The 26,781-nt window shown below is 69.1% G+C and carries 24 protein-coding genes and 1 pseudogene; 7 read left to right on the top strand and 18 right to left on the bottom strand.

Annotated features, from left to right (window positions below; all coding sequences use genetic code 11):
• Positions 1–718: 718 nt before the first annotated feature.
• Together ACWEO7_RS16415 and ACWEO7_RS16410 are read right to left on the bottom strand one after the other, a co-directional pair.
• Positions 719–2,059 (bottom strand): CoA transferase, encoded by a 1,341-nt coding sequence (locus ACWEO7_RS16415; RefSeq protein ID WP_452424132.1) that lies wholly within the window; start codon positions 2,057–2,059, stop codon positions 719–721.
• Between the two features lie 549 nt (positions 2,060–2,608).
• Positions 2,609–2,764 (bottom strand): annotated as a pseudogene (locus ACWEO7_RS16410) (LysR family transcriptional regulator); the annotation flags it as partial.
• An 83-nt stretch (positions 2,765–2,847) separates the two neighbouring features.
• On the opposite strand from ACWEO7_RS16410, the gene ACWEO7_RS16405 reads away from it, so the two are divergent.
• Both ACWEO7_RS16405 and ACWEO7_RS16400 read left to right on the top strand, forming a co-directional pair.
• On the top strand, positions 2,848–3,828 hold the full coding sequence (locus tag ACWEO7_RS16405; protein WP_452424130.1) for an MBL fold metallo-hydrolase: 981 nt from the start codon (positions 2,848–2,850) through the stop codon (positions 3,826–3,828).
• Positions 3,829–3,908: 80 nt separating this feature from the next.
• A complete protein-coding gene (locus ACWEO7_RS16400) occupies positions 3,909–4,667 on the top strand; it encodes a thioesterase II family protein (protein WP_452424128.1) in 759 nt (252 codons plus the stop codon).
• A 15-nt stretch (positions 4,668–4,682) separates the two neighbouring features.
• Here ACWEO7_RS16400 and ACWEO7_RS16395 read toward each other — a convergent pair whose 3' ends face one another.
• The 3 genes from ACWEO7_RS16395 to ACWEO7_RS16385 all read right to left on the bottom strand — a co-directional run bounded on the left by ACWEO7_RS16395 (position 4,683) and on the right by ACWEO7_RS16385 (position 7,580).
• Positions 4,683–5,072 carry a DUF2784 domain-containing protein gene (locus ACWEO7_RS16395; protein ID WP_452424126.1) on the bottom strand — a complete coding sequence of 130 codons (390 nt, stop codon included), beginning with the start codon at positions 5,070–5,072 and terminating at the stop codon, positions 4,683–4,685.
• A gap of 46 nt (positions 5,073–5,118) precedes the next feature.
• Positions 5,119–6,549 carry an SDR family NAD(P)-dependent oxidoreductase gene (locus ACWEO7_RS16390; protein WP_452424124.1) on the bottom strand — a complete coding sequence of 477 codons (1,431 nt, stop codon included), beginning with the start codon at positions 6,547–6,549 and terminating at the stop codon, positions 5,119–5,121.
• 98 nt (positions 6,550–6,647) lie between these two features.
• Complete coding sequence (locus ACWEO7_RS16385; protein WP_452424122.1) at positions 6,648–7,580, bottom strand: alpha/beta fold hydrolase; 933 nt, start codon at positions 7,578–7,580, stop codon at positions 6,648–6,650.
• Between the two features lie 353 nt (positions 7,581–7,933).
• Between ACWEO7_RS16385 and ACWEO7_RS16380 the strand changes: the two genes are divergently transcribed.
• On the top strand, positions 7,934–9,079 hold the full coding sequence (locus ACWEO7_RS16380) for an acyl-CoA dehydrogenase family protein (RefSeq protein WP_452424120.1): 1,146 nt from the start codon (positions 7,934–7,936) through the stop codon (positions 9,077–9,079).
• Complete coding sequence (locus ACWEO7_RS16375) at positions 9,063–9,758, top strand: TetR/AcrR family transcriptional regulator (protein WP_355078431.1); 696 nt, start codon at positions 9,063–9,065, stop codon at positions 9,756–9,758. Before ACWEO7_RS16380 ends, ACWEO7_RS16375 begins: the two co-directional genes overlap by 17 nt.
• Here the strand turns inward: ACWEO7_RS16375 and ACWEO7_RS16370 are convergent.
• Entirely contained in the window at positions 9,740–10,066 is a 327-nt protein-coding gene (locus ACWEO7_RS16370; protein ID WP_450020116.1) for a hypothetical protein, read from the bottom strand. The genes ACWEO7_RS16375 and ACWEO7_RS16370 overlap by 19 nt on opposite strands.
• Before the next feature lie 230 nt (positions 10,067–10,296).
• Here ACWEO7_RS16370 and ACWEO7_RS16365 point away from each other — a divergent pair, with 230 nt between their 5' ends.
• Complete coding sequence (locus ACWEO7_RS16365) at positions 10,297–11,055, top strand: DUF4190 domain-containing protein (protein ID WP_452424118.1); 759 nt, start codon at positions 10,297–10,299, stop codon at positions 11,053–11,055.
• 6 nt (positions 11,056–11,061) lie between these two features.
• Here the strand turns inward: ACWEO7_RS16365 and ligD are convergent, their stop codons facing one another.
• The 5 genes from ligD to ACWEO7_RS16340 form a co-directional block, all read right to left on the bottom strand.
• Positions 11,062–12,063 (bottom strand): non-homologous end-joining DNA ligase, encoded by a 1,002-nt coding sequence (gene ligD, locus ACWEO7_RS16360; RefSeq protein WP_452424116.1) that lies wholly within the window; start codon positions 12,061–12,063, stop codon positions 11,062–11,064.
• Positions 12,060–13,145 carry an ATP-dependent DNA ligase gene (locus tag ACWEO7_RS16355; protein ID WP_450020169.1) on the bottom strand — a complete coding sequence of 362 codons (1,086 nt, stop codon included), beginning with the start codon at positions 13,143–13,145 and terminating at the stop codon, positions 12,060–12,062. The genes ligD and ACWEO7_RS16355 overlap by 4 nt, the downstream gene beginning before the upstream one ends.
• Before the next feature lie 126 nt (positions 13,146–13,271).
• Entirely contained in the window at positions 13,272–13,703 is a 432-nt protein-coding gene (locus ACWEO7_RS16350) for a cold-shock protein (protein WP_379255461.1), read from the bottom strand.
• Positions 13,704–13,705: 2 nt separating this feature from the next.
• On the bottom strand, positions 13,706–14,806 hold the full coding sequence (locus ACWEO7_RS16345) for an SPFH domain-containing protein (RefSeq protein ID WP_452424114.1): 1,101 nt from the start codon (positions 14,804–14,806) through the stop codon (positions 13,706–13,708).
• Positions 14,807–14,825: 19 nt separating this feature from the next.
• A complete protein-coding gene (locus tag ACWEO7_RS16340; RefSeq protein WP_450020110.1) occupies positions 14,826–15,059 on the bottom strand; it encodes a hypothetical protein in 234 nt (77 codons plus the stop codon).
• A 108-nt stretch (positions 15,060–15,167) separates the two neighbouring features.
• On the opposite strand from ACWEO7_RS16340, the gene ACWEO7_RS16335 reads away from it, so the two are divergent.
• Complete coding sequence (locus ACWEO7_RS16335; protein ID WP_452424112.1) at positions 15,168–18,215, top strand: tetratricopeptide repeat protein; 3,048 nt, start codon at positions 15,168–15,170, stop codon at positions 18,213–18,215.
• Between the two features lie 11 nt (positions 18,216–18,226).
• On the opposite strand, the gene ACWEO7_RS16330 is transcribed toward ACWEO7_RS16335, so the two are convergent.
• The 5 genes from ACWEO7_RS16330 to ACWEO7_RS16310 form a co-directional block, all read right to left on the bottom strand.
• On the bottom strand, positions 18,227–18,856 hold the full coding sequence (locus ACWEO7_RS16330) for a TetR/AcrR family transcriptional regulator (protein ID WP_452424110.1): 630 nt from the start codon (positions 18,854–18,856) through the stop codon (positions 18,227–18,229).
• A 138-nt stretch (positions 18,857–18,994) separates the two neighbouring features.
• The gene (locus tag ACWEO7_RS16325; protein ID WP_452424108.1) at positions 18,995–20,320 is read right to left on the bottom strand and encodes a pyridoxal-phosphate dependent enzyme; all 1,326 of its coding nucleotides are present in this window, start codon (positions 20,318–20,320) and stop codon (positions 18,995–18,997) included.
• Complete coding sequence (locus tag ACWEO7_RS16320; protein ID WP_452424106.1) at positions 20,320–21,834, bottom strand: alanine racemase; 1,515 nt, start codon at positions 21,832–21,834, stop codon at positions 20,320–20,322. Before ACWEO7_RS16320 ends, ACWEO7_RS16325 begins: the two co-directional genes overlap by 1 nt.
• A complete protein-coding gene (locus ACWEO7_RS16315; protein WP_452424104.1) occupies positions 21,831–23,117 on the bottom strand; it encodes a heavy-metal-associated domain-containing protein in 1,287 nt (428 codons plus the stop codon). Before ACWEO7_RS16315 ends, ACWEO7_RS16320 begins: the two co-directional genes overlap by 4 nt.
• On the bottom strand, positions 23,114–24,379 hold the full coding sequence (locus tag ACWEO7_RS16310) for an aminotransferase class V-fold PLP-dependent enzyme (protein ID WP_452424102.1): 1,266 nt from the start codon (positions 24,377–24,379) through the stop codon (positions 23,114–23,116). Before ACWEO7_RS16310 ends, ACWEO7_RS16315 begins: the two co-directional genes overlap by 4 nt.
• Before the next feature lie 138 nt (positions 24,380–24,517).
• Between ACWEO7_RS16310 and ACWEO7_RS16305 the strand changes: the two genes are divergently transcribed.
• The gene (locus tag ACWEO7_RS16305; protein WP_452424101.1) at positions 24,518–24,949 is read left to right on the top strand and encodes a pyridoxamine 5'-phosphate oxidase family protein; all 432 of its coding nucleotides are present in this window, start codon (positions 24,518–24,520) and stop codon (positions 24,947–24,949) included.
• Here ACWEO7_RS16305 and ACWEO7_RS16300 read toward each other — a convergent pair.
• Together ACWEO7_RS16300 and ACWEO7_RS16295 are read right to left on the bottom strand one after the other, a co-directional pair.
• Positions 24,946–25,380, bottom strand: coding sequence for a CBS domain-containing protein (locus tag ACWEO7_RS16300; protein ID WP_452424099.1), 435 nt, complete (start codon positions 25,378–25,380; stop codon positions 24,946–24,948). The two genes, ACWEO7_RS16305 and ACWEO7_RS16300, sit on opposite strands and share 4 nt — an antisense overlap.
• A 102-nt stretch (positions 25,381–25,482) precedes the next feature.
• Positions 25,483–26,745, bottom strand: a complete 1,263-nt coding sequence (locus ACWEO7_RS16295; protein ID WP_452424097.1) for a PucR family transcriptional regulator — start codon at positions 26,743–26,745, stop codon at positions 25,483–25,485.
• Between the last annotated feature and the right edge of the window lie 36 nt (positions 26,746–26,781).

Below are 26,781 nucleotides of genomic sequence, written 5' to 3'. Positions count from 1 at the left end.
CAACAGGAAACGACCGTCAACGCCACCGAACCACCCACCGGCCAACAGTTCCGCCGCGGCCCCGGTGACTTCACCGGGCACGAAAGGGCCCGTTCCACACCAGTCACCTAGGGGCTCGATGCACGAGACGGCAGGACACACCAGCGACCTACCGCAACGAACACCGTTCCTCGGGCCGCTTGCTACCTGGAACGGGTTGCCCATCGAGGTGTTGACGGACTACCTCACCGCCCTCCGTGAATGGGCGGAGGCTCCGGAAGCGTCCCGGGGCCGGAGTCGGTGCTCCTCTGACTCCCAACCCCAAAACGATATGAGGATGCAGACGGCAATGAACTCGAATTGGTGGCAAGACGATGGCGAACCATCCGGTGCGGGGTATAGCGTCCAGGACATCGTCGACCGCGTCCAAGCGGAGTGGAGAGCCAGCCGACAGGGACCTACGGGCTGGCCTCACGCAGCCCCCGAGCGGCCCTTCAACGTCGAAGAAGCGCACGCGACCATGCAGCAGCACCGAGGCTGCCGCGCAACCGAGTGCCCTCGGAAGGAGGCGGCACGCCAAAGGCTGATCAGCGCCGGACGCATGAAGCCGGACACGTCACGAGAGCACTGAAGTCGTTGCGGTGTCTCAGCGTCATGCCGCAGCATACGACGCGCGGAGCATCATTTCATCGCGCGAGACCGGGCGCCGCCGAACGAATTCCGCGGCGCCCCAGCGGGGTCAGTGGGTCGGCAGGGGCCAGGCGGGGCGGTCCGCGCCGTAGGCGGGTGCGGGCCAGGCGTAGTCCGGGTATTCGGGGAGTACGGGGGGCGCGGTGACGACTTGTCCGTGCCGGACCACCTGCGCTGCGCTCGGCTCCGCCGCTGCCGGATGACGTGGTGTGCGGTCGGGCGCGCTGAGCAGCCAGGACGCGGTGCGGGCCAGAGCCACACGCACGTCCCGCCCGATGCCGTCGCCCGCGCGCGCGACCAAGGCGTCGATCACTCCGGCGGCGAGCAGATAACCCGAAGCGTGGTCCAGCGCCTGCGCGGGCAGCGCTCCTGGCACGGAGGGCGCGCCCTCCAGGATCGAGATGCCGGATGTGGCCTGCACGATGCTGTCGAAGCCACGCCGCTCACCCCACGGCCCGGCTTCACCCCAGGCGGACACCCGCCCGTGGATCAGCCCTGGCCGGGCGGCGGCCCGCACCCCGGCGCGCTCCAGCGCTCCCGGCCGGTAGCCGGTGATCAGCACGTCGGCGGCGGCGATCAGATCATCGAGGCCACTGGTGCGCAGATCGACCAACGCCGAGCGCTTGCCCTGACAGGTGTCGGCGAATTGCCAGGGGATCTCGGGCAGTTGCGGCGGGTCGACCCGCAACACTTCGGCGCCGAGCAGAGCCAGCGCCCGCGTCGCGACCGGGCCCGCGATCACCCTGGTCAGGTCGAGCACACGCAATCCTCGCAGCGGCTGCAAAGGTGCGGCGCCTGCAGGCAATCCAGCTTCCCCGCGGTCGGCGCGCCGGTCGATCGCGACCAATGGGCCCGCCGCCGCGGCCTGTCCTTCCGGGCTCGCGGTCCACTCCTCCTCGGTGCGGACGCGGACCGCGATAGCGCCCTGCGCGGAGGCCTGTTCCTCCAGATCCGAGGCGCGGATCATCGCAATGCGGGCGACGGCGAGATCGACCGGCACGGACTCGGGCAAGCCGAGTGTGGCGAGCAGTCGCGCCCGGTGATGCGGATAGTTGGCGTGCGTGCGAACCCATCCGTCGAAGGTGGGGAAGAAGCCGGAGAGGTCGGCGAACTGCGTCGGCAGTTGGCCGCCGATGCGTAACAGACGCTCGCTGGAGAAGGCCGCGGTGATGCGGGCCGGGTCGATGCGATGCGCCACCAGGGCCAGACCGCGGGCCGCTCGCATGCGGTTCGCCGCGGCGGTCAGCGCGGCGACCGACCCGGCGGCGAGTGCCCAGACCGGTAGTGTCGCAGCGAGATTGCTACCCGGATCGGGCGCGGGGGAGATGGGTGAGGCGGTGACACCGATACCGGCCTCGTAGTCCTGGACGAGCCGTGCGTGCGTGTTCACTCGCTTCAGCGTAGTTGGCGCTACGGCGAACTCGGGTGCGGTGGTCGTCACACCGCGGCGGATGCGGTCCGCGGCTTCCGCACCGCGCCGTCGTTCCGTGGCGTCACCTGCGCCGATTCGGTTCGGCGACCAGTGTGACCCGCATGCGGGCGTGCCGCGCCTCGATGCGGCGGGGTGGTCGACGAACGGATGGCGCGCCCGTCCAGGTGGAACCCGTGGGCAGGCCCGAACGGCGACCACCGGATCGCACAAGGGCGATGCCGGGATAGCGGACGAAATGCTGACGAGCTCGAGGCTCCGGCGTCTCGGCGGTGGTGGATGCCGGGCCGGTCGCAGCACCCAAGCGGCACGAAAGAGACTGTCCGAGCGGACTTCTCGCCAGATAGTGGCGGGCCGAAACCGGATGTATCGGCCAGCATGTCCACATGCTGCACGCAGCAGCCGGCGCCTACTGGGCCGACCGCCCTGCGCACCGCTACCTCGGCCGGAGCGCTCAGTTGGCCGACGAAATGAGTTCTCGTCTCACGGAATTGGCCGACTATCGGCAGCGGATCGCCGAACTCGAACAGCGCCGAGGTCGGCCTCCAGGCGGCGGATGCGCTGGCTCAGCGGCGGCTGGGCGATGCCGAGCCGCTCGGCTCCCCGCCCGAAATGCAATTCCTCGGCGACGGCGACGAAATACCGGAGCTGGCGCAGCTGGTCCACGCTGCGACGATATCGCTTCCGATATCACCGAGCGCCGCCATCGGTCTTGGACACGGCCGCAGGGCATGTGGTGTGGTGCCCGCATGACTGGTTTCGGACGGCGTGAATTTCTCGGCGCGACGGCGGGCGCGGCCGCGCTGGCAGGGTTAGTCGCTTGCGCTACAACGGATTCCGTCGACAATGGTGCGGCGACTTCGGTGCCCGCGGGCGGATCGCCCGGCGGGGTGACGCTGCGGTGGTGGGGCAACAACAGCTGGGAGATCCGCCTGCCGGGGGGCAAGGTCGTGCTCATCGACCCCTGGCTGACCAGGTTCCATACCGGAACCTACACCGCCGAGGGCGCGGATCCGCAGACGCCGATCACCGTGGACACCGCGATGATCGACCACTACGTCGACAGCGGTGAATTGCGCGCCGATCACATCCTGGTCACTCACGGCCACTACGACCACCTGACCGACGTGCCGTATCTGGCGAAGAAGACCGGAGCGACGGTGCTCGGCACCGAGACGCACCTGAACCTCATGGCCGCGCTCGGCGCTCCGGAGCAACAGCTCGCCTTGGCGACGGGCGGTGAATTCCTCCGTTTCGACGGGTACACCATCCGGGTGCTGCGTTCGCTGCACTCCGCTTCCGGGGCGCGTGCCACGGTGGCTTTCGCGGGTACCCGTCCAGGCCTGGGCGCGGGAGAACTGCCGCAGCCCAGAGTGATTCGTGATCTGGTCGAGGGCGGCACGCTCGCCTACGAGGTGAGCGGCGGCGGCGTGAGCGTGCTGAACTTCGGCGGCTCGAACTACATCGAGTCGGAACTGGCGGGCTTGCGCCCGGACGTGCTGCTGCTGCCCGCTGGAGGCGGGAAGATCCAGGACTACGTCGGGCGTCTGCTGCGCGCCACCGGCAACCCGCGCTACGTGCTGCCCACCCACTGGGACGACTTCGACCATCCACTCACCGAACCCGCTCGCGACTGGGGCGGTCTGGAGCCGCTACGAGCGGCGGTGCGTGCGGCGAGCCCGCGGAGCACTTTCGTCACCGTGGACCATCTACAGACCTTCACGCCCTGACCCGATGCGGCGCCCGGGGCGACTACCGTGGTCTGGTCCGGCCGCGCACCGGGACATGCGACGGAGAAGGGAGATCGAACATGGCAGGCGGTATCACCGACTCGGAGTGGTTGCGGACGCTGCGATCCGAGGCGGTCGTGCGGCATCACCTGCTGTGCTTCCCGCCGGGCGGAGGCTCGGCCACGGCATACCGAGATCTCGCACAGCGGTTCGGGCCGGGTGTCGCGGTGTCCGCGGTCCAGTATCCCGGGCGGCAGGACCGGTTGGGCGACGACCTGATCACCGACCTGGCCGCACTGGCGGACCGGATCGCGCGAGAGGTGCTCGCGCAGGGCGAGATCGCGTCGCTGTCCTTGTTCGGCCACAGCATGGGCGCGACCGTGGCGTTCGAGACCGCGCGCAGGCTGGAGCGCGCCGGGCAGCCGCTGGCCACCCTGTTCGTCTCCGGACGTCCCGCACCGACATTCGAGGAGACGCAGCGGCTGCACCTCGCCTCCGACGACGCGCTCATCGATGAGCTGGCACGGCTGGCTTCGGATCCCGCTCCGCTGGAGATGCTGCGCGCCGAGCCGGGCCTCGCCGAACTCGTACTGCCCGCCGTGCGCGCGGACTATCGAGCGGTCGAGACCTATCGTCATCAGCCGGGAGAACCGTTGCGCGTCGACATCGCGGCGCTGGTCAGCACCGAGGACCCGACGATGCGACCCGAACAGGCCGACGAATGGCGAGCGCACACCAGCGGCGGATTCGATCGCGCGACGTTCCCCGGCGGCCATTTCTACCTGGACGAGCACGGCGCGCAGGTCGCGAGCTTCGTGGAGCGCCACCTCGGCGCCTGAGCACCGGCCGCCTCGTCAGTGCGGTGCGTGCACACGGGTGGCCGGGGTGGCCCGCCGGCGCAGCGCCCACCCATAGCCGATCCAGGACGCCACCACCAGCGCGGCCACGACTGCCCGCACCAACCCGAGTGCGCTTTCGGGGTAGATCACGCCGGTGATGTAGTGATCGATGAACCCGCTCGACGGCAGCCGCTGCTCCCCGGCACGCTCGCGCGCCCAGTTCTCCAGATACGTGAGCGGGCAGTCGATGCCGAACACGATCGTGCTGAATCCCCAGCAGACCGCGAGCACGTGCAGCCAGATCGTGCGCCTGAAGCGCCACGCGAGGAATCCGCCGACCACCACGTAGGCCACGAACGCGAAATGCGTGACGGCGGTGGCGTCGGCCAACAGCCGGTACAGCACGCCTCCAGCGTAACCTTCCCTCGCGCGGCGGGTCCCGAGCCGGCCGCTACCACGGGGAAGGCTGGTAGTCCTTGAGGAAGCAGCCGAACAGATCGATCCCGTTCTCGCCCTGCACGATGGGGTCGTAAACCCGCGCCGCGCCGTCGACCAGGTCCAGCGGGGCGTGGAAACCCTCTTCGGCGAGGCGGAGCTTGGTGTAGTGCGGGCGCTCGTCGGTGATCCAGCCGGTGTCGACCGCGGTCATCAGGATGCCGTCCTGCTCCAGCATCTCCCTGGCGCTGGTGCGGGTCAGCATGTTCAGCGCCGCCTTGGCCATGTTGGTGTGCGGGTGTCCCGGACCCTTGTACGCGCGGGAGAACTGCCCTTCCATCGCGGAGACGTTCACGACGTACTTCCGGCGCGCCGCGGCGGCCGCCATCGCCGGGCGCAGGCGCGAGACGAGAATGAACGGCGCGACCGAGTTGCACAGCTGCACTTCCAGCAGTTCGGTCGGATCCACCTGCGCGACGGTCTGCACCCAGCTGTTGGTATGCGCGAGGTCGGGCACCAGGCCGCCCGCGTCGATCGCGACGCCGCGCGCGATCCGTTCCGGCGTCGCCGATCCGGCGACCAACGCCAGCTCGGCGACATCGGCGGCGGTGAGCGCCGGGGTGAGCGAGGCGGTCAGCGCGGTGGGGTGCGCCTGCATGGTCTTGCCGAAGCTGACCACCTCCGGCAGCGCGCCCGCGGGCAGCGGGCCCGATTCCGCCTCGACCAGGGCGCTGTAGGCGCCGGGGGAGCGACGGACCGTCTGTGCGGCGTTGTTGATCAGGATGTCCAGCGGGCCCTGGGCGGCGACATCGTCGGCCAAGGCGACCACCTGGGCCGGGTCGCGCAGATCGATGCCGACGATGCGCAACCGGTGCAACCAGTCGGCGCTGTCGTCCATCGCGGCGAAACGCCGGATCGCGTCGTTGGGGAAGCGGGTCGTGATGGTGGTGTGCGCGCCGTCGCGCAGCAGTCGCAGCGCGATGTACATGCCGATCTTGGCGCGGCCGCCGGTGAGCAGCGCCCGCCGTCCCGTCAGATCGGTACGAGCGTCCCGTTTGGTGTGGCTGCGCGTCGCGCAGTCCGGGCACAGCTGGTGGTAGAAGGCATCGACCCGGGTGTAGCGCTGCTTGCAGATGTAGCAGGGACGCGGGCGGATCAGCGTGCCCGCGCTGGCTCCGGTGGTGGTGGAGCTGATCGGGATGCCCGCGGTCTCGTCATCGATCCGGTTCGGCGAGCCGGTCGCGGTCGCGGCGACCACCGTGCGGTCGGCGGCCGACACCGCCGCGCGCGCATCCGAGCGGCGCCGCTGCTTGAGCTTCTTGAACATGTGCCCGACCGCGCGCTGCACCGCCACCGAGTCGGGATGTTCCTTCTCCAGCGTTCCGGCCTGCTCCAAGACTCGAAGACAGGTCGCGAGGTCCTCGGGATCGATCATGCTTTCGGCCATCGCGGCGGGGGACATCCTTCATCGAGCTGGGCAGACGACCGGCCCATTGTCGCAAACTCGCCGGACCGGTCGCTCGCGCCCCGTCCGGTACGCCGTGGTCAGCTGCTGCGCGGGGTGATCGCCGCGCGGTCGGCGCGCAGGTCGTCGACGAAGTTGGCGATGGCCTCGGCGACCAGCAACGGCTCGGTGATCGGCAGCCAGTGATTCGCCGGGACGGCGCGGCGCCACAGCTTGTCCACCCAGCGCGCGGAGGCGTCGTAGACGGCGGCCGGGACGAACGGGTCGGTGGTGTCGACCAGTAGCTGAACCGGGACCGCGGTCCGCCGCACCCGCGGCTTGCCCACGTGGTGCAGCAGATTCGCCTGCGCGATGCGCGCCCCCGCGAGCAGATCGCCACGCCAGGTGCGCGCGATCCGCGCGGGCAGCGGTGATACTCCCCCGAGCCCGCGCACGAGCAGGCCGCGCACGCGGGGCGGGTAGAGCCTGCGGGCCATCGGACCGGGCGTCAGCGCCCAGCGCGCACCGTGCAACCACCAGCTCAGGTCGCGGAGTTCGCGGCCGGCGCGGGGCGCCAGCGCGCGCAGCCACAGGCCGAGATGATCGAGGTTCGGTCCGGCGATCGTGGTGAACGAGGCGATGCGGGTGTTGGCACGCTCGTCGCAGACCGCTTCCCACAGTTGCACCGCGCCCCAGCCGTGGCCGCAGGTGTGCACCGGCCTGCGCGGGCTGGCGGCGTCGATCACCGCGAAGAAGTCCTCCGCCAGCGTGCCGAGGCGATACTCCGACAGTACGGCGGGAACGGCCGAATTCCCGTGGCCGCGAACGTCATAGGTGATGACCCGGAAGCCGTCGGCCAGCAGGGCCGCGACCGTGGACCACACGCGATGGGTATCGGTGAGGCCGTGCACCAGCACCAAGGGCTCCGCGGCGGCATCACCCCATTCGAAGACGGCGAGTTCGGCGCCGTCCCGGTCGACCGTCCAGGTGCGGTCCGGTCGGGGCGTTTCGGTGGTGTCGAGCAGTTCGGTCATGTCCTTACCTCATTCGCTGCCGGCTACCGATCCGATGGCACGTCGCCGTCGTGCCCGATGTCAGTAATTCCGATACGGACAGTACGAAGGATTGACCCCTGGAGGGAAAGGTAAAACGCCCGAATATGGCGCAGCTCACCACCGGTATCGCGGCGTGGGCGCCTGTTCTTCCGCAGCGCTCGGTAGGCCGCCCGCCTCCGCTCCTGGTCGGGCCTTGTCATCCGGACGGGCGGGCGCGGCTTCGGGCGGCCGTGACCTCGGCTCGCTCTCTTTGTTGACAACTTGCCAATAGTTCGGGAATCTGGGGCGTAACCGGCGACGGGGCCGGACCGGAGCTAGCAAAGGATCCAGCGATGGCGCGCGCGGCGTGGAGTGACGACGAGGTCGAGGCGGTACGAGACCTGGCGAAGAACTTCTTCGAGAAGGAGGTCGTGCCCCATGAGGAGAAATTCGTCGCGCAAGGGCACCCCGATCGCGCGCTGTACAACCGGGCCGGTGAACTCGGCCTGCTGTGTCCCGCGATTCCCGCCGAATACGGCGGTGGCGGCGGTACGTTCGCGCACGAAGCCGCCATCATCGAGGAGCAGGCCCGCGCCGGGGACGGATCGATGGGCATCCCCGTGCACAGCTCGATCATCGCGCCGTACCTGTACGAGTTCGGTTCCGAGGAACTCAAGCGGCGTGTGCTGCCCAAGGCCGCGAGCGGCGAGATCGTGCTGTCCATCGGCATGACCGAGCCGGGCACCGGATCGGACCTGCAGAACATCAAGACCCGCGCGGTACTGGAGGGCGACGAGTACGTCATCACCGGTTCGAAGATCTTCATCACCAACGGCTGGCTCTGCGACGGCATCATCATCGCCGCCAAGACCGACCCGACCAAGGGCGCGGCCGGTGTCTCGCTGATCTTCGCCGAAGTCGGTGACGACACTCCCGGTTTCGAGCGCGGGCGCATCCTGAACAAGATCGGCGGCAAGGCCCAGGACACCGCGGAGCTGTTCTTCGACGGCCTGCGCGTGCCCGCGTCCAACCTCCTCGGCGGCGCCGAGGGCCAGGGCTTCTACCAGATGATGCGGATGCTCGCGCAAGAACGACTGGTCACGGCGATCATCGCGGTCGCCATGATGGAGAAGGCGGTGCAACTCACCGTCGATTACACCAAGGGCCGCGAAGCGTTCGGCAAACCGCTGTTCGCCATGCAGAACACCAAGTTCGAACTCGCCGAGTGCGCGACCATCACCAAGGTCTCGCGCACCTTCCTCGACGACTGCATCGACAAGCACCTGCGCGGTGAACTCGACATTCCCAGCGCTGCCATGTCGAAATACTGGCTGACCGATCAGCTCGGTATCGTGGTGGACCGCTGCCTGCAACTGTTCGGCGGCTATGGCTACATGACGGAGTATCCGATTTCCCAGCTCTACACCGGCGCCCGCGTCCTGCGCATCCTCGCGGGCAGCAACGAGGTGATGAAGGATCTCATTGCCCGGTCTCTCTGACACCAGGAGTGCGGCCGCGGACGGTGGCGCCGACCCGGCGCTACCGCGCCGCCGCAGGCTCGAACCCGACGAGCGGCGCGCGCAGATCCTCGCCTGCGCGATCGACATGTTCGGCGAGCGCCCGTACGCGGCCGTCTCCACCGCCGAACTGGCGCAGCGCGCGGGCGTCGCGCGGGGTCTGATCAACCACTATTTCGGCAACAAGCGCGACCTCTATCTCGCGGTGGTGCGGCGCATGGTGACGTTGCCCAAGCTCGACAATATGGTCGTGCCCACCGGCAGCTGGCGTGAGCGGGTCGATGCCAGCGTGCGCTGGCTGCTGGACACCATCGCCGAGCACGGCAGCACCTGGGTGAAGGTGACCAGCCACGAGGGCGTCGGCGACGATCCCGAGGTGCAGCAGATTCTCGACGCCGCCGACGACGCGGCGGCCGAGCGCTTGCTACTGATGGTCGGCCTCGCCGATTCGGCACACGACGCCGAATTGCGCGCGATGGTGCGTGCCTACGGTGGTCTGGTCAAGGTCGCGGGCCGGGAATGGATCACGCGCGGCACGCTCACCCGCGCGCAGGTGCACGAGCTGCTGTGCGACATGCTGCTGACGCTGGTCACCGAATCGCTGCCCAAGGTCGACCGCAGGCAGTCACCCGGCGGCCCGGATCACCGCTCGCCGCTGTAGCGAATCGGACGCAAGGCGCCCGGCCCGTGGCCGTGGCGGCCGTGCTTCAGTTCGATCGCCTGTTCCCGGTGATGTTCGACGAGCAGGGCGCCGACGCCGGTGATCCACAGCGCGGCCGTCACGACCACACCGACGCCGGTCCAGCCGGTGAACCCGTATCCGGCGGCGGTCAGAGTGCAGGCCAGCGCTACGAGGCCGAGGGTGCACAACACGATGCCCGGCAGGTTGAAGTTGTCGTCGAGCAAATCTCCGGCCCTGGCATGCCAATGCGGGGTATCCCGGCCGCTCGAGGTCGTCTTATCGGACATGGATCCTCCTGGATAAAGGCCGCGGTCAGGTGGGTCGTCTGTCGACCAGCATGCGCCTCGGCTAACAGATTCGCGAGAGTTGCGACACGTTTGTTATTACGGCCCGATCACAAATATCCGACACTTCGAATCATCTTTTCGTCGCGCGCGCCCTATTCTGTGTCGGTATATCGGGGCGGGTCCGGGCAGTCCGAGGTTCCTGCGCGGTGTTGGTGTGGAGAGGGACCTGAATGACACGGGCAGAACGGCGTGATACGGATCGCTGGCCGCAGGCGCAGCCGGAGGATCGTTGGTCGGAGCCGGAGCCCGACGGCCGCTGGGCGGACGACGAGGACGAGCGCTGGCCCGAGCAGCCGCCGAGCCGCCGCCGGACGGGCCGACTGCGGGTGGAGATCCCGCCTATCGTCAATCCGTACGCGATCGTCGCGCTCGTGGCGGCACTGCTGGGGCTGTTCCCGGTCGCCATCGTGTTCGGCTTCATCGCCTTCAGCCACCCGCGCGGGCGGGTCATGGCGATGTTCGCGCTGCTGCTCGGCGTCGCCGAGATCACCGCGGTGGCCGGGTTCGTCCTGCTGACGGGCAACTGGCTGCCGGACGTGATGAACCGCCAGTCCGTAATCGGGCCCACGCCCGTCGCGTCGGTGCCAACGACCGTCGAACGTCCGGTGGCGACGACCACGGCGGCGGCGCCGAGCCCCGCCGCGACCACCACCTCCTCGGTTGCCCAGGGACCGGTCACGAAAGGTTCGTCGTGCACCGAGGCGCAGCTCGGCCAGATCGGCAGCGCCGCCGACGGTGGCACCCTGATCTGCCTCACCACCTCCGGCGGCTACCAGTGGGCGGGGCCGCACGTCGTAGCGACCGCCGTGCAGCAGGCGGGGTCGAAGTGCGACGCTTCCGGGGCGAAGACCGGACGCACCGCCGACGGCCGGGCCCTGGTGTGCGAACTCAGCGGCCGCAGCGGCACCTGGGTGCTGTGGACCGAATAACGCTCGCTATTCGGCCTTCTTGGCGCGGCTCGGCTGTACCCTGGGCGGCTCGTTGGGCATCTTCGGATATTGCGGGGGCCACGGCGCGTCCATGAGACCGGCCGCCATGTCCCGGTCGGACATCTCCAGCAGCGGGGCGATGGACTGGGGCGCACGGTCGGCCCACGGGTCGCCCGATGCGGCGTAGCGTGCCGGGACGGTCGCGATGGTCAGCTCGTCGGGCACCACCGAATCCAGATCCGCCCAGCTGATCGGCGTCGAGACCTGCGCGCCGACCTTCGGCCGCACACACCAGGCGCCGAACACCGTTTTGTGCGGCGCGTTCTGATTGAAATCGATGAAGACCCGGTTGCCGCGTTCTTCCTTCCACCACTGCGCGGTGATGTCCTGCGGGAACCGGCGCTCCAATTCGCGGGCCAGCGCCACCGCGGCGGCCCGCACTTGATAACCGTCCCACTTCGGTTCCAGCGCCGAGTAGAGGTGCAAGCCGCGTGAGCCGGAGGTCTTGATCCAAGATTCGATGCCGAGTTCGGCGAGCAGATCTCTGGTGCGTATCGCGGCGTGCCGGAGATGGGCGAAGGTGATGCCCGGCGAAGGATCGAGGTCGATGCGCAGTTCGTCGGCGATCTCCAGATTGTCGGCGCGGTTGGGCCAGACGTGGAACCCGAGGCACCCCTGGTTCACCGCCCACAGGATGTGGGCGAGATCGTGCGCGACGAGGGCGTCGCTGGTGGTGCCGTTCGGTGTGGACACCTCCACGGTGTGCAGCCAGTCCGGCGCCGATTTCGGCACCCGTTTCTGGAACCAGGACTTGCCGGACGCGCCGTCCGGATACCGCTCCAGCAGCAGTGGGCGTCCGCCGACCACATTCAGGAACGGCTCGGCGATCGCCTGGTAGTAACGCACCAGATCGAGTTTCGTCTCGCCGCGCTTGGTGAAATAGATCTTGCCCGGGTTGCTGATCGTGACGGTCCGGCCGTCGGTCTCGATGTCCACGGACTCGGTCATCGCGCCGCGCCTTCGCCGAACAGCGTGCTCAATTCCGCGGGCGCGACCTCGTCCAGCTGCGCGTAGGTACACGATTCCGGCGTCCGGTCGGTGCGGAAGCGCACCAGCCTGCCGCCGTGGCGCAGCCGTCCCGACTGCACGTGCTCGTAGCGCACCTCGGCGACCAGCTCCGTCCGCAACGCCTCCCAGGACAGATCCTTGCCGCCGGTCCAGCGGCTGACGCCGCCGGGCATCTTGCCCTCCGCTGCCGCCTGCGCCGCGGCGTCGGCCCAATCCCGCCAGGGATGGTTGTCGAGCGCGTTCTCCCGCAGTGGCGCGAGCTCCTCGACCAGTTCCTTGCGCCGGGCCGCGGTGAAGCTGCTGGCCACGCCGACGTGGTGCAGGCGGCCCTCGTCGTCGAACAGTCCGAGCAGCAGCGAGCCGACCCCGGCCCCATCCTTGTGCCAGCGGAAACCGGCCACCACGCAGTCGGCGGTGCGCTCGTGCTTGACCTTCAGCATCACCCGCTTGTCCTGGAGATAGGCGAGGTCGTCGGATTTGACCATCACGCCGTCGAACCCCGCGCCCTCGAAACGGGTGAACCAGTCCTCTGCGACGTCGGGATCGTGGGTGAGCGGAGTCAGGTGCACGCGCGCGAGCGCGGTGTCCAGGATCGTTTCCAGCAGCCGCCTGCGTTCGATGAACGGCTCTCCGGTCAGATCCTTGTCGCCGAGGGCGAGCAGATCGAAGGCCACGAAACTGGCCGGCGTCTCCGCAGCCAGCTTGGCGACCCTGGACGCGGCCGGATGCAGCCGGTTCTGCAAGGTGTCGAAATCCAGACCCTGTTCGGTGACCACCACGATCTCGCCGTCCACCACGCAGCGGTCCGGCAGCGCCTGCTTCAGCAATTCGGCGACCTCGGGAAAATACCTGGTCAGCGGCCGGTCATTGCGCGAACCGAGTTCCACTTCGGTGCCGTCGCGGAACACGATGCAGCGGAAACCGTCCCATTTGGGTTCGTAGCTCAGGCCCGGCTCGCGGGGCACCGCGGGCGCGGATTTGGCCAGCATGGGCCGCACTGGTGGCATCACCGGTAGATCCACGCGATCCTCCTCGGGTTCGATCCTCACCCATATCGACGGTGCGCGCGGACCGAACTCATCGGTATGTGGCCGCGGCCTCGGCTCGATCGTAGGCGGGTGCCCCGACAGGTTCGTGGACTTCGCCGGTCAGTTCTCCAGCCAGCCGTGCTGGTCGGCGAACGCGGTGAGCCGGTCGCGGATGGTGAGGATCTCACCCGCGGTGAGCGCGGGGCTGGCGTCCAGGAGCAGCTCGGTGATCAGGCGCTGGTGCTCGGCGACGGTGAGCTGTCCCGAACCCGCCCTGTCCTTCCCCTTGTGCCGGGCGGGGGGTGCGGACGACCCGCCGACCACAGTGAGATTGACCGCCTTGGGTCCGCGGTCGCCTTCGGTCACCTCGAACTCGAACACCCGTCCCTGTCGCAACTCGTCCTCGTCCAGGCCGATGTCGTTGACGTGGACGAACACATCGGGTCCACCGTCCTCCGGCCGAATGAATCCGAATCCCCGAGAGCTGTCGAACGACACCAATTTCCCTATGGACACCAACACCCGCTCCTCGTCGCCGTCGCTACTCGGCAACTTTAACGCGCCTTTTCGCCGTCGTCGGAGGAAAGCGCCTTTTGCAACGAATTGAAAACGGTCAGTCCCTGACCGACCATTCCGTTCACCAGTTCGCTCACTCCGTCCGGTCCGTTCAGCACGGTGAGATTCGCGTTCGCCAACCCGTTCGACGCCTGCCGCACGATTTCCGGAAGTTGTTCGATCAACAACTGATCCAGCGCGATGCGGTTGTTCGACGCGGCCGCCTCGGCCTGGATCCGGGTGCGGTCGGCTTCCGCCTCGGCCAGGATACGCACCCGATCCGCTTCCGCCTGAGCGGGTTTGACGACCTCGGCCTGCAACTGCTGCTCGCGCAGCTCGGCCTCCTTGCGGGCCTGCTCGGCCTGAGCGGTGAGCACCTCCTGCAACGCCATCGCCTCGGCGAGCGGGCCCGCCTGCGCCGCCTCCGCGTTGGCCTTGTCGATGTCGCGCTGGTACTGCGCGCGCAGGATCGCCGTCTCGCGCTGATATTCCGCCTGCCTGCGCTGGGATTCCTGCTCGGCCTGCGCCGCCGCCTGCGCGGCCTGCGATTGCGCGATCTGCGCGTCGCGCTGGACGGCGGCATTGTGCGGGGCGGCGAGCGCGGCGATATAGCCGAGGTTGCCGTCATCGATGGACTGGATCTGGAAGGAATCGACCCACAGGCCGATATTGCTCATCTCGACTTTCGACGCGACGAGCACCTCGTCGGCCAGTTTCTGCCGCTCCCGGATGATCTCCTCGACCGTCATCGAGCCGACGATCGAACGCAGGTGCCCGGAGAAGATGCGACCGGTCAGCACCGACATCTCCCGCTCCTGCTCGGAGAGGAACCGCTGTGCGGCGTTCACGATGGAGGAGGTGTCGTTGGCCACCTTGAACGCGATCACCGCGCGGACGTCGAGCTGGATCGCCTGTTTGGTGACGCACCGCTCCTTGATCTCGGCCTCGAACATCGCCAGCGACAGGTAGCGCACCTTGCGGAACAGCGGAATCACCCAGGCGCCGCGTCCGATGACTACTTTGAACGGCGTGTTGTCGCGGCTCTTGCCGCCGCTGACCAGCATCGCCTCGTCCGGGTCCGGCACATGGTAGCCCAGCACGTCTGTCTCCCTTACTTTCTCAGGTTTCTGCTGCCGGGTCCGGGGTGAGCGGAATCCACGGGACGACATCGACGACGCGCCCCGGATGGACCGCGATGACCAGCACGGTCGCACCGGCCGGGATCGGCTCGGTGGACTGTGCGATGTACAGCTCGGTTCCCCCGCGAATCGCGACCAGGACCTCGCTCAGCGTCCCGGCACCTCGGATCGGCGATGTGAGCGTACCTGTCAAACCCACCACCGGGTCGGTCATCGCGCGATCTCCTTCTTCCGGCTCTCGGACCGTCACCCTACGTCTGGCACAGCGCCTTTCGGTATCGGTGCGGCGGAACGGCCGAGGCGGCGCGAGTATGTTTCTTGCATGGGAGGTCGGCTGGCGCTGGTGGTGGGGTCGGAATGCGCGGCGCTGGGAGATCTGGGTTTCACCGAGGAACTCGCCAACGGCTTGTACGGGAGTCTGACCGAAGCGGGCGGGTGGCGGCCCGCCATCGAGCTGGACGGCCCGGTGCTGAATCCCACTGCCGCCCAACTGCTCGAGGCCGTCGACGCGGCCTTCACGGCGGCATCGCAGCGGCAGGCCACCCTGCTGCTCGGCTTCATCGGGCACGGCGTGTCGACCAGCGCCGAGGACTTCTACCTGCTCGGCCACGATTCACCCGCTGATCCCACCTCGCACAACGCGTTTCACCTGACCCAGGAGATCCGCGAGCGGCTCGACCGCGCCGCGCTGGACGGGCTGGTCCTGCTCGTCGACGCCTGCGAGGCGGGGCAGGGTGTCCAAGGGGCCGCGCGCCGGTGGACCGATCTGCTGGCGCAGTCGGGCGGCCGGATGGAACTGCTGGTCGCCTCGGGCGACGGGCCCGCCTACTCCGGATGCTTCACCCGCACCATGCTCGCCACCTTCGACCTGGGCCTGCCGCTGCGCGGGGAGAACCTGCTGCCCTCGGACCTGGTCGATCCGATCGCCGTGCAGTGCACCCATCAACAGCCGCAGCATCTGTCCTTCAGTTCCGGCGCGGTGTCCACGGCACAGGGCGTCGACCCGGGGCTGTGGCTGGTGCCGAACACCGCGCGCCACCGCGACGCGGTGAGCGGACGCTCCGCCGCCGGATTCGTCGACCAGCTCACCCGCCGTCTGCTGCTGACGCCCGATGTGCGCGAGCGTCTCGACGCGATCGTCGACGCGGGCAGCCACCGGCTGCGGGCGGTGCTGGGTCCGGCGGGCGTGGGCAAGTCCACGCTGCTGGCAATGCTGATCCGCCCCAGCCTGGTCGACGGGCTCGCCGTCACCCCCGACTACATCACCGCCGCGGTGTTCCTGACGGTGAACAGTTCGGTGGAGTCCGTGGCCGCTGAGCTGGCCGCGCAACTCGACGCGCGCGTGCCGGGCTTCCGTGCGGCGGCGCGCGCGGCCAGGGCGCACCGGCCCAGGGACGAGTTCGACATCTTCGACATCCTGGTCCGCCGCCCGTTGGCGCGGCTGTCCACGGCGGGCCGCCGGGTCACCCTGGTGTTCGACGGACTGAACCAGCCGCAGGAGGGGACCAGGCGTTTGCTCGTGGCCGCGATCGCCGATCTGACCGGCCGCGAAGATCTTCGGCACGTGCGCGTGATCGTCGGCATCCGGCCCGGCACCGGCGTGGAGGACGATCCGGGGCTGGCGCACATGTACCGCATCGATATCGCCGAACCGGCGGCCGATGACATCGCCGCCGTGGTGGATTCCGCGCGCGGCACGGCGCCGCTGGGTCCGGTCGACTGGATCGGCTGGATCCAGCGACTGCTGGCGGAGACCCCCACGGACGCGAGCGGTTCGCGGGTGGTGGCGGGCGGCTGGCTGGTCGCGGGCATCCTGCTGGAGGTCGCTTCGGGATTGACCGACGGCGCGGTGGCCTCCGGGATCGGCCTCGACCGGGTCATCGCGCTGCGGGTCGAGACGGCGCTGCGCGGGCTCGATCCCGAAACCACCGGTGACACAGCGGCTCTGCTCGGTGTGCTGGTCGCGGCGGGTGTCGGGCCGGTGCTGCCGTTGGAGCTGTTGGATTCGGCGCTGTTGTCGCTCGGCGTCGACCTCAGCGCCGCCCGGGTCCGCGACATCGCCGTGAATCTCGGCACCCTGATCACCCGCAGTCATCCCGGCACCGTTCGCGAGTCGCTCGGGGTGACCCACAGCGCGTTCCTGCCCGCGCTGGACGCGGAATGCCACCGCCTCGGCGTGCGCATCGCGGACGCCCACCGCGCCCTGGTCGCGGCGATCCAGGCCGACGGAGGCGACCGGGCCGCGGACTACGCGCGCGGCGCGGCCGTACGCCACTGCCTGGCCTACGGCGATGCCGACTTGGCCATCGACTTCCTGGAGAAACTGGAAACCGGCAGGTCGGCCGACGACCGCGACCTGTGGGCGGCGTGGACGCCCGACTTCGCCGAGTCACTGGGACCGGACCATATCGACACCTTCATCACGCGGGAACGGTGGGCATATCACCGCGCCGAGAGCGGCGACCTGGTCGGCGCCGTCGCCGATTTCGAACAGTTGCTCGCCGACCGGTTGCGGGTGTTCGGACCCGACGATCCGGCCACCTCGGACACCCGCGACAAGCTGGCGAGCTACCGCGCCCGCTGCGGCGACTACTCCGGCGCGGGCGAGGAGTTCGAGCATCTGCTCGCCGACCGGCTGCGCCTACTCGGGCCCGACCATCCCGAAACCCTGCGCACCAGGAACAATCTGGCGTCCAATCGCGGCGACGTCGGCGATTTCGCCGGGGCGATCGACCGGTTCGAACAGCTGCGCGCCGACCGCGCCCGCGTGCTCGGCGCCGATCACCCGGACACCTTGCGCACCCGCAACAGCCTCGCGTACTGGCGGGCGGCAAGCGGCGATCTCGCAGGCGCACGGGCCGAATTCGAGCAGTTGGTAGCCGACTATCTGCGCGTCTTCGGCGCCGACCATCCCAATACGCTCGGCGCGCGCAACAACCTCGCGGCGTTCCGCGCGCGCAGCGGTGATCTGGCCGGGGCGGGCGCGGAGTTCAGCCGCCTGCTCGACGATCGTCTGCGGGTGCTCGGACCGGACCACCCCGACACGCTGCTGACCCGCGGCAAGCTGGCCGCCTACCGCGCCGACAGCGGCGATCTCGCGGGCGCGATCACCGACCTGGAGAAACTGCTCGGCGACCGGCTGCGCGTGCTCGGCCCAGACCACCCGGACACCTTCGACACCCGCAACGAACTCGCGGGCTGCCGCGCCCGGCACGGCGATCTGACCCGCGCCGTCGCGGAACTGGAGGTGTTGCTGGTCGCGGAGTTGCGCGCTCTCGGCCCCAATCACGGCGCCACCATCCGGACGCAGAACACGCTGGCGTACTGGCGGGGCCGGTCCGGGGACCTACCGGCCGGCCGCACCGGGTGAGGTGCGGGCGATCAGGGACGGTAGAGCGAGCGGTACACCGTGAGCATCGCGAGGCAGTGCTCGATGATCTGCTCGCGGGTGGCGCGCAGCGAGCCGTTCAGCCATGCCGAGAACATGCCCGCGTTCCCGCTGGCCATGGTCACCGCCGCCAGCCTGCGCTTGACCGGGTCGTCGATGTGACCGAACAGATGGTCCTGCATGATCCGGGTGAAGACCGGCATCACCGCAAAGGTGGTCTGCCCGAGCCCGGTGCTGGAATACGGCTCGACCAGGAACAGCCGCGATTTGCGCGGGTCGGCGAGCACTTTGTCCACCAGGATCTCCGAGAGCGCGCGATCGCGGGACGGGTCGTCGGTGGCGGCGAAGGCCGTCATGGGTTCGAGGAATTCCTCGGCGACCTGACGGTAGAGCACGTCGAGCAGCTCGTCGCGGCTGGCGAAGCTTTCGTAGAAGTAGCGGTCGGTGAGATTGGCCTTACGGCATACCGCCCGCATGGTGACCCCGCCCGCGCCCGACTCGCCGATCAGATCGAGCGCCGCTTCCAACAGCGCCGCCCGCCGCGTCTCCCTGCGCTCGGTGAGCGTCGTCCCACCCCAGATCCGTGGGCCCCCGTCGTCGTCTGCGTCCTGACCTGTCTGCACGGCCCAACGATAGTGCCTGGCGGCGCGCCCCGGCGCCGCGCGCACCCGGCCCGCTCTCTCCTGGCCACCGGTTACCGTGGTCCGGTCATCCCGTTGCCGACGGACTCGGCCGCCGGGCGGCGGTGAGCCCGCGGGCGATCAGCCTCGTTCCAGCGGCAACCCCGCATCGCGCCAGGCGACCACGCCACCGGCCAAGCTGGTGGCGTCGTAGCCGGCTCGCCTGGCCCGTGCGGCGAACCGCACCGACAGCTCACCGACGGGGCAGACGAAGACGACGGGGCGCGAGCGCGGGAAGGGTATGCCGTGCCCGAACATGTCATCGAGCTGGTCGTCGCGAATGTTCAACGCGCCGGGGACGTGGCCGATCCGATAGGCCATGGCGCCACGGCTGTCCACGATGGTCGGGCGCCCGGTCCGGTCCAGCTCGGCGAGCTGCTCGGGCGACAGGCGCGGCACCGCCGCCAGCTCCTCCGCGGTCGGCGCCGCTTCGCGTTCGGCGCGGCCGAACCGTTCCGGCCTGCGCTTCTTGATGTACGACAGGTACGGCTCGAGCCGATCGCAGACGATGAACACCGCCACGAGCGGATCGTCCGGATCGTTCGCCGACAGATCGAGCGCGCCGAGCGTCTCCAGCGCGGCCGCGTAACTCGCACCGCTGGTCGGTCCGGCCAGGACGCCGTAGCCGCTCGCCAGGCGCAGCGTCGCGTCCACGGCGTCGCCCGCCGCCACGGTCACGATCCGGTCGTAGAATTCCGGCTGGAACAGCCCGACGTCCCACATCTCGCTCTCCGAACGGATGCCGGGAATGAAGTCGGATCGCTCCGAAACCACTGCGACGGTGCGCAATTCGGGATTGTGCTTGCGCAGGTAGGTGGCGGTCCCCCTGGTGGAACCGGTGGTGCCGAGCCCGCCGATCAGATAATCGATCCTGGTGATGCCATCGGCGGCCAGGTCCTCGTGGATCTCCCGGCCGGTGCCGTGGTGGTGCGCCTCGATGTTCTTCTCGTTGGTGTACTGCGACAGATGCCGGTACGCGGCGGGCTGCTGGGCCATGGTCGCCTCGATCACCGAGTAGACGTCGTTCGGCGTCGTCGGGTCCGGGCACTCGGAGAGGCCGGGCAGTTCCACGATCTCGGTGCCGAACAGCTGCAGCAGGTCACGGACCTCGCCCACTTTGATCCGGTTGGTCACCGCGCGCAGGTCGATCCCGTACATCGCGCCGAGGACGCGCAGCGCTTTGGCCGTGTTCCCGCTGGACGCCTCGATGAGTGTCCGGCCTTCGGCGCGGATCCGCGCCAGGTCGTCGCGCAGCATGGCCCAGGCCACCCGGTCCTTCACCGAACCGAACGGGTTGTGCGACTCCAGTTTCGCGTAGAGCTCGACATTCGCCAGCCCGTGCACCGCGGGGTCGAGCCGCAGCAGCGGCGTGTTGCCGATCAGTTCGGTGATGTGGTCGTATCGCATCAGGGGGCCTCGACGGTTCGGACCGGACCGGTGGCAGGGGCAGTGGCGTGCGGCGCGATGTGACTCGGCCGGGACGACTCGACGGGGAAATCGGGCTCGTAGTCGGCGTCGTGCACGACCCGGAACCCGTCGGGCGTCCGGGTGACCGCGAGTTTCGCGGGCAGGGGATGCATGGAGGCCGTCGCGGCGGACAGGTCCATGTGATAGGCGGCGGTATTCGGGAACACCACCGAATCGCCCGGCCGGGGCCGCGCGGGCAGCCACACCTTGTGGTTGGTGATCAGATCGCGCTCCAGGCACAGCCGTCCGGCGAGGTAGACGCCGACCGGGCCCGTGTCGCGGTCGCCCGCGGTCGCGTCATCGCCGGGCAGGAGGATCGGGTCGACCATGACCTCCTGATCGGCGGGCGTCACCGAATCGCGGCTGAGGTCGACGTGCACCAGCACGCTGCCGTCGGCGACCTCCTTGACGAACTCGACCGTGGCCACCGTGATACCCGCGTGATCTACCAGCGCCTTGCCCGGCTCCAGCCACATCTCCAGCAGATTGTCGCCCGCCACCTGCGCCACCGTGCGTCCGCCGTGCCGCTCCAGCGGAGCGTCGAGCAGATCGGCGAGCATGCGGTCGGCGGCGACGGTGTTGGCGTACTTGTGGAACACCGGTGTGCCGTGCACGGCCCCGCCCGCGACGTGGTAGCCGAAGGTGTTGCTGCCCCAGGTCATCGGCTCCCCGCGGCCGAGCAGCGATTCGCGCAGCGCGAGCACGTAGGCGTCGAACCGCTCGGCGTCGGCGGTGAACACCTGCCGGAAGCCGCCGCCGATGTCGAGCACCGACGGGGTGAGCCCGCGATCGTAGGCGCGCTCGATCAGTCGCAGGCAGGTATCGATCGCCCGGACGCGCTCACCGAGGTCGCCGGAGTCGAGGTGAAAGGCGAAGCCGAGGAGGGTGATCCGCCCGCGCCGCGCCGACAGCAGATCGAATGCCTGCTCGACATGCGCCAGCGGTATCCCGAACCGGCTCACCTGTCCCGCGTCGAATCCGGAAATTCGCAGTAGCACAGGCACTTCCGTCTGCTTCCCGGCCAGTTCCGCGATGCGGCCCAGCTCCCAGAGGTTGTCCACGTTGATCGTGACCCCTCGGTCGACGAGTTCGCGCAGGAAGGCTTCCCCTTTCGGGCCGGTGACCTCGATGCGCGCCGGATCGAACCCGGCGGCGCGGGCGCTGGACAGTTCGTGCGGTGAGGCGACGTCGACGGCGATGCCCTCGCGTTCGGCGGTACGGACGAACGCGCGAGACTGGTTCACCTTGTGCGCGTAGCAGATCCGGTGGCCGGGAAGGCTCCGCTCCAACACGGAACGCAAGCGCAGGAGATTCTCCGAATACACCTGCGGGAACACCAGATGCGCGGGCGATCCGAATCTCGTCAGCGTTTGCGTCGCGAGGCCGGGAGCGTCGAGAAAAGCGCGGACGATCGGGTGGAGCTTCGCGGGCAGCGCCGGCGGCCACGGCGTCATACGGCGGCTTCCGACGGCTCGGTGGCCGACGCCTGCGGCGCGTTATCCGGCCGCTGCGCGACCGGGTTGTAGCCGCCGTCCCGGATCGCCTCGAACGCGCGGGCCCGATTGCGCGGGCTGCGGAACTCGGCCACCACCCGTTTGCTGTCCAGGTCGATCTCGATCACGCGGATGTCCATCGACTCCAGCACTCCGCCGATCGTGCGGACGCAGTGCTTGCAGGTCATATCGGGCACGTAGAACACCTGGTCCTCGGCGGTCGCGACCCGGTCGGCGGTCGCCTCGTCGAGTTCGGCGCTCACCTCGGCGACCGCGCAGCGGCCCACGATCTCGGTGAACGTCGCGACGAATCGGTCGACCAGCAGCGGGAGGAGACTGAAATGCCCGCTGTCGAGCTGGTGTGGCGTGGCGGCCGGGCAGGCCGGATGGCTGCCCTCGGGCAGCAGGGCGTATTGCCGGGAGATCAGGTCGAGGTCGTCGTGGTACTTGGCGATCGCCTCGGCCACCGTGAGGCCTTCGGTCGTGGTGGCGCGCTCCATCACGGCGTGCGCGTCGGCGATGGTGGCGTCCTTCATCGCGCGCAGGGTCGCCACCGTCTCCGCCGAATAGCGGACGGTGCCGTCGGGTTGCGCGACCAGCGTCACCGGGATCATGCCCCGTCGGTAGGTCGAGGCCTGCAATTCCCAGAACCATCGCGTGGCCACCGCGGCGAAGATCCCGGAAACGCGGAGCCCTTCGGCGAATTCGGCGGCTTCGCGGTAGGGGGTCGTGTCCGCCAGCAACGCGTGCTGGGCCAGCACGCGCCCCGCCGCCTCGATGCCGACCCGGAAGATGTCGCGCGGATCGTGGTCGGTGGTCGTGCCCGCCAATACGGCGTGTTCGCGGGGCCCGAGCGCCGCGACCCGCGCGGCGAAATCGGTGTCGGCGTCCAATCGGCGCCACAACGCCAGGACCGTCTCGCGCGTCGCGATCGGCACCGACGGACCGAGACCACCGGCACGGAAGTGCCCGGTATTCGGGATGCCCGCGCTGTCGGTCCACGCGATCCGATGCGTCGCGCTCGTCACCTGGTCCGCGCGGCACGGCCGCATGAACCGCTCCAGATACAGCCGCTGCGAGTAGGTGAGATGGCTGTCCGGCTCGAGGCCCAATGCCGTACAGGCGTATTCGAATCGCCGATGTCGGGGAGCGGGTACCGGTTCGGTGAACAGCCCTGGCTGCGCCAAGTCGGCCAGCACCCTGGACGCGGCCCGCCGGTCGTAGCGGGGGATGTCGTTACTCACGTGACCTCCTCGGCGATGGTTCGCACGCACGCGACGAATCGGTCGATCTCGTCGGGCGTGTTGTAGATGTGCGTGCTGACCCGCACCGAGCCCGCGCCGTCGGATTCGGCGGGGACGCAGTGCGCACCGGTGCGCACCAGGAAACCGAACTCGCTCAGGACGAATCCCGCGTCGGCGGCCGAGATCCCCTCCAGGGTGAAGGAGACGATGCCGTAGCCGACCTCGCAGGTCGCGTGTGCCGGGCCGGGCAGGAACTCCAGGCCGGGAACCGGCCGCAGCCCCTCGATCAGCCGCAGGGTCAGGGCGCGATTGTGCGCGGCGACGGCGTCGAGACCGAACGATTCCAGCACCTCCAGCGCACTGCCGAGGGCGAGGATGCCTGGAATGTCGGGCGTCCCGCCTTCCAGCAGCGACGGCATCGGCCCCGGGCGCAGCCCGCCGGGACCCGGTTCGACGCCGGAGTTGCCCCCGGGCAGGAACGGTGTCAACCGGTCGTGCACGCGCCGGTGGCAGTAGAGGATCCCGGTGCCGGGCGCACCGAACATCTTGTGCGCGGCGAAGATCGCGAAATCCGCACCGAGTGCGGTGACGTCGACCGGAAGATGGCCGCCGCTCTGCGAGCAGTCGAAGCACAGCAGGATCGCCGGATCGATCCGGCCGCGCAGTTCCTCGAGAGTGCTCAGACCGCCGAAGACATGGTGCAGATGCCCGGTCGTGATCAGCCGGGTGCGCGGGGTGATCTTGGCCAGGATGTCGTCGGTGTCCGCCTCGCCGGCAGCGGTCACCCGGTAGGGAACGAGGTGGATGCGGCGTCCGAACCGGGCGAGCAGCCCGCGCAAGTGCTGCCACGGGTACACGTTCGACGCGTGATCGCTTGCGTTGTAGAGGATCTCGTCGCCGTCGGCGAGCGCCGTCAGACCCCACGACAGCGCGACGGCGTTGAGTGCGGCGGTGGCGCCCGCGGTGAAGACCACCTCGGCCGGATGCTCGGCGCCGATGAACGCGGCGGCGTGTTCGCGGACGCGGGCGATCCGGGCCGTGAGACCGGTGGCCCAGGGGTAGGTGCCGCGGCCGGCGTTGGCGGTGTTGTTGCTGTGGTAGCGCTGAATGGTCTCGATCACCGGCAGCGGCTTCTGCGTGGTGGCGGCGCTGTCCAAATAGACCTCGGAGGCGCCGGCGAGGGCCGGGAACAGCGACCGCGCCGCGGCGGGCGCGAACGTCGGGATTTCCGGCGGCCGGGGAATGTCCTCCGTCCGCGTCACCGGCGATCTCGGGGTGGGGGACCGCAACGTGACGCTCCCTTCCCACCGGTAACTCGGACGTCACCCACGATACGCATTTTCGGTACGGACTTCGAAGTTTTGTCGTGGACAAAGGCTTTCACGACTAGCCTGGAACGTATGCCTCTGACCCTGCAAGAGCGTCAAGAGTTCCTAGCGCAGCCGCATATCGCGGCGTTCTCGGTGGCCGCGGGCGCCGGTCGTGGCCCGCTCACCGTCCCGATCTGGTACCAATACAGTCCCGGTGACGAGGCCTGGATCCTGACCGGCCCGGAGTCGCGGAAGATGCGCTATATCCGGGAGACCGGCCGGTTCGGTCTGATGGTGCAGCAGGCCGAACCCACGGTCCGCTACGTGAGCGTGGAGGGACCGGTCACCCGGATCACCCCGATGACCGACGAGATGCACCGTGAAATGGCCGCGCGGTACCTACCCGCCGAATCGGTGGACACCTACCTGAAGGCGGCCGAGGCCTACGGTGAGCAGGTCGCGGTCTTCCTGCGGCCGGAGCACTGGCTCTCGGCCGATCTGGGGAACCTAAGCGAGCTCTAATATCTGCCCTGCAGGTACTCCACGAGGTGTTCGCGTTCGTCCGCCAATTCCGAGATCGCGCTCTTGACCACATCGCCGATGCTCACGATGCCGACCAGCCTGCCCTCGTGCACCACCGGCAGGTGCCGGATGCGGTGGTCGGTCATGGTTCGGCGCAGGCCGTCGACCCGGTCCTCGGGCGCGCAGGTGCGCACCGCGGCGGTCATGATCGCCGAGACCGGCGTGTCCAGCAGGTCCGCGCCCCACGCGTGCAGACTGCGTACCACGTCGCGCTCGGAGACAATGCCCGCGATCGTGTTGCCGTCGGGGGAGACGACGACAGCGCCGATGTTCCGCTCTGCCAGCGTGGCGAGCAGTGTGCGTACCGTCGTATCGGGCGCGACCGTGGCCACGTCGCTGCCCTTTCTGTGCAGGATCTCCGAAATTCGCATATTTCACCATCCAGACGTCGCGGCACTACCAGGATCGCAAGTTCATCGTCCGGTGACCAGCACGAATCCGTTACAGGCCACGATCAGGTCACGGCGCGGACGTCACAGGCGACGGGCGACGCTGCGGTCCAGATCCCGGGCCAGCAGGGCGATCGCCGCCTGTGAGATGCCCGCCGAGGTCGCCAGGTCGATCGAGGTGAGCTGGGCGATGCGGCGCAGTCTGTAGTCGACGGTGTTCGGGTGCACGAAGAGCTGGCGCGCGGTGAGCTGCCGGTTCATGTCGTTGCCCAGATAGGCGCGCATGGTGTCGAACAACTCGGCATGGGCGTCGAGCGGGTCGAGGATGGTCGCGATCCGGCGCGTGGCCGGCCCGCTGCGGGTGAGCTGATATTCCACCGCCAGATCCGACATCTGGTAGAGACCGGGCGGCCGGACGCCGACGCGCACGAGATTGAGCAGCTCGTGTGCCTGATCGGCCGATTCGGGGATCTGATCGGTGTCGGTGGGCACCACGGTGGCGGTGAGCGGGACCTCGGCGGCGGCGGCGAGCAGCTCGAGCGTGGCGGCCGTGAGGACGGTCTCGGCCTCGTCGCCCGACGGGATGAGCAGTGTGCCGCCTTTGGCGCTGAGCAGCGCGAGCGCGCGGGAGGCGAACACGGTGGCCAGCTCGGACTGTAGCCGCCGCAGTTTCCGGCGCGCGGCGACGTTCCCGTCGACGCGCGGATCCCGCTCGTCCGGGTGCTCCGGAATCGACAGGGCGACAACCTGATACGAATCCGCGATCGGAATACCCGTCTGGCGGGCCAGAGCCGAGCTGCCGCGCCCGCTCAGCAGCGCCGAGGCGAGCGTCTGCGCCGCCGTCTGATGCTCCTTGGCGACCAGGTGCTGTTCGTCGACGTAGGCATCGGACACCGCCGCGGTGATCGCCTCGAGCAGTTCGAGGAGCAGATCGGCGGCGACCAGCACCTCCTCGACGTCGTCGGCCTCGGCGGGCGCGGTGACCAGGCCGAAGGCGATGCGCAATCCTCCGTGATAGGCGCGCAGGATGGTGCTCAACGGCACGCCTTCGCGCGCCCAGCGGGCGGCGGCCGCGCGCACCGGGCCGAGTTGCTCCTCGTCCGGCACCGTGCGCCGGTCGAACATCTCGGCGGCGAGGTTCAGGCAGCTGCGGGTGAGTTTCGTGACGTCACCGCGGATCTGCTCGCCGGGCAGGGCGCGGCAGGGCGCCATGACGTTCTCGAAATATCCGACCATGTGCGAGGCCACGCTGTCGGTGTTCTGCAAAGGCACCGAAGCCGGCTGTCCACCGATTTCCAGCACCGGGTCGGACGAGTCGGCGGACAGATCCAACGCGGAGTAGGTCATGACGAGTTCGCTCCCCAATGCCACGTCGGGCGTGCG

The sequence above is a fragment of the Nocardia sp. NPDC004260 genome (genome assembly GCF_053603155.1).
This window is presented reverse-complemented; position numbering and strand designations above follow the sequence as displayed.

Coding starts and splice junctions, on each gene's coding strand:
- ACWEO7_RS16295 (WP_452424097.1), bottom strand. CDS start 26,745: ATGACCTACTCCGCGTTGGATCTGTCCGCCGACTCGTCCGACCCGGTG.
- ACWEO7_RS16405 (WP_452424130.1), top strand. CDS start 2,848: ATGACTGGTTTCGGACGGCGTGAATTTCTCGGCGCGACGGCGGGCGCG.
- ACWEO7_RS16365 (WP_452424118.1), top strand. CDS start 10,297: ATGACACGGGCAGAACGGCGTGATACGGATCGCTGGCCGCAGGCGCAG.
- ACWEO7_RS16325 (WP_452424108.1), bottom strand. CDS start 20,320: ATGCGATACGACCACATCACCGAACTGATCGGCAACACGCCGCTGCTG.
- ligD (WP_452424116.1), bottom strand. CDS start 12,063: ATGACCGAGTCCGTGGACATCGAGACCGACGGCCGGACCGTCACGATC.
- ACWEO7_RS16370 (WP_450020116.1), bottom strand. CDS start 10,066: ATGTCCGATAAGACGACCTCGAGCGGCCGGGATACCCCGCATTGGCAT.
- ACWEO7_RS16385 (WP_452424122.1), bottom strand. CDS start 7,580: ATGACCGAACTGCTCGACACCACCGAAACGCCCCGACCGGACCGCACC.
- ACWEO7_RS16380 (WP_452424120.1), top strand. CDS start 7,934: ATGGCGCGCGCGGCGTGGAGTGACGACGAGGTCGAGGCGGTACGAGAC.
- ACWEO7_RS16340 (WP_450020110.1), bottom strand. CDS start 15,059: ATGACCGACCCGGTGGTGGGTTTGACAGGTACGCTCACATCGCCGATC.
- ACWEO7_RS16305 (WP_452424101.1), top strand. CDS start 24,518: ATGCCTCTGACCCTGCAAGAGCGTCAAGAGTTCCTAGCGCAGCCGCAT.
- ACWEO7_RS16400 (WP_452424128.1), top strand. CDS start 3,909: ATGGCAGGCGGTATCACCGACTCGGAGTGGTTGCGGACGCTGCGATCC.
- ACWEO7_RS16335 (WP_452424112.1), top strand. CDS start 15,168: ATGGGAGGTCGGCTGGCGCTGGTGGTGGGGTCGGAATGCGCGGCGCTG.
- ACWEO7_RS16300 (WP_452424099.1), bottom strand. CDS start 25,380: ATGCGAATTTCGGAGATCCTGCACAGAAAGGGCAGCGACGTGGCCACG.
- ACWEO7_RS16320 (WP_452424106.1), bottom strand. CDS start 21,834: ATGACGCCGTGGCCGCCGGCGCTGCCCGCGAAGCTCCACCCGATCGTC.
- ACWEO7_RS16390 (WP_452424124.1), bottom strand. CDS start 6,549: ATGGCCGAAAGCATGATCGATCCCGAGGACCTCGCGACCTGTCTTCGA.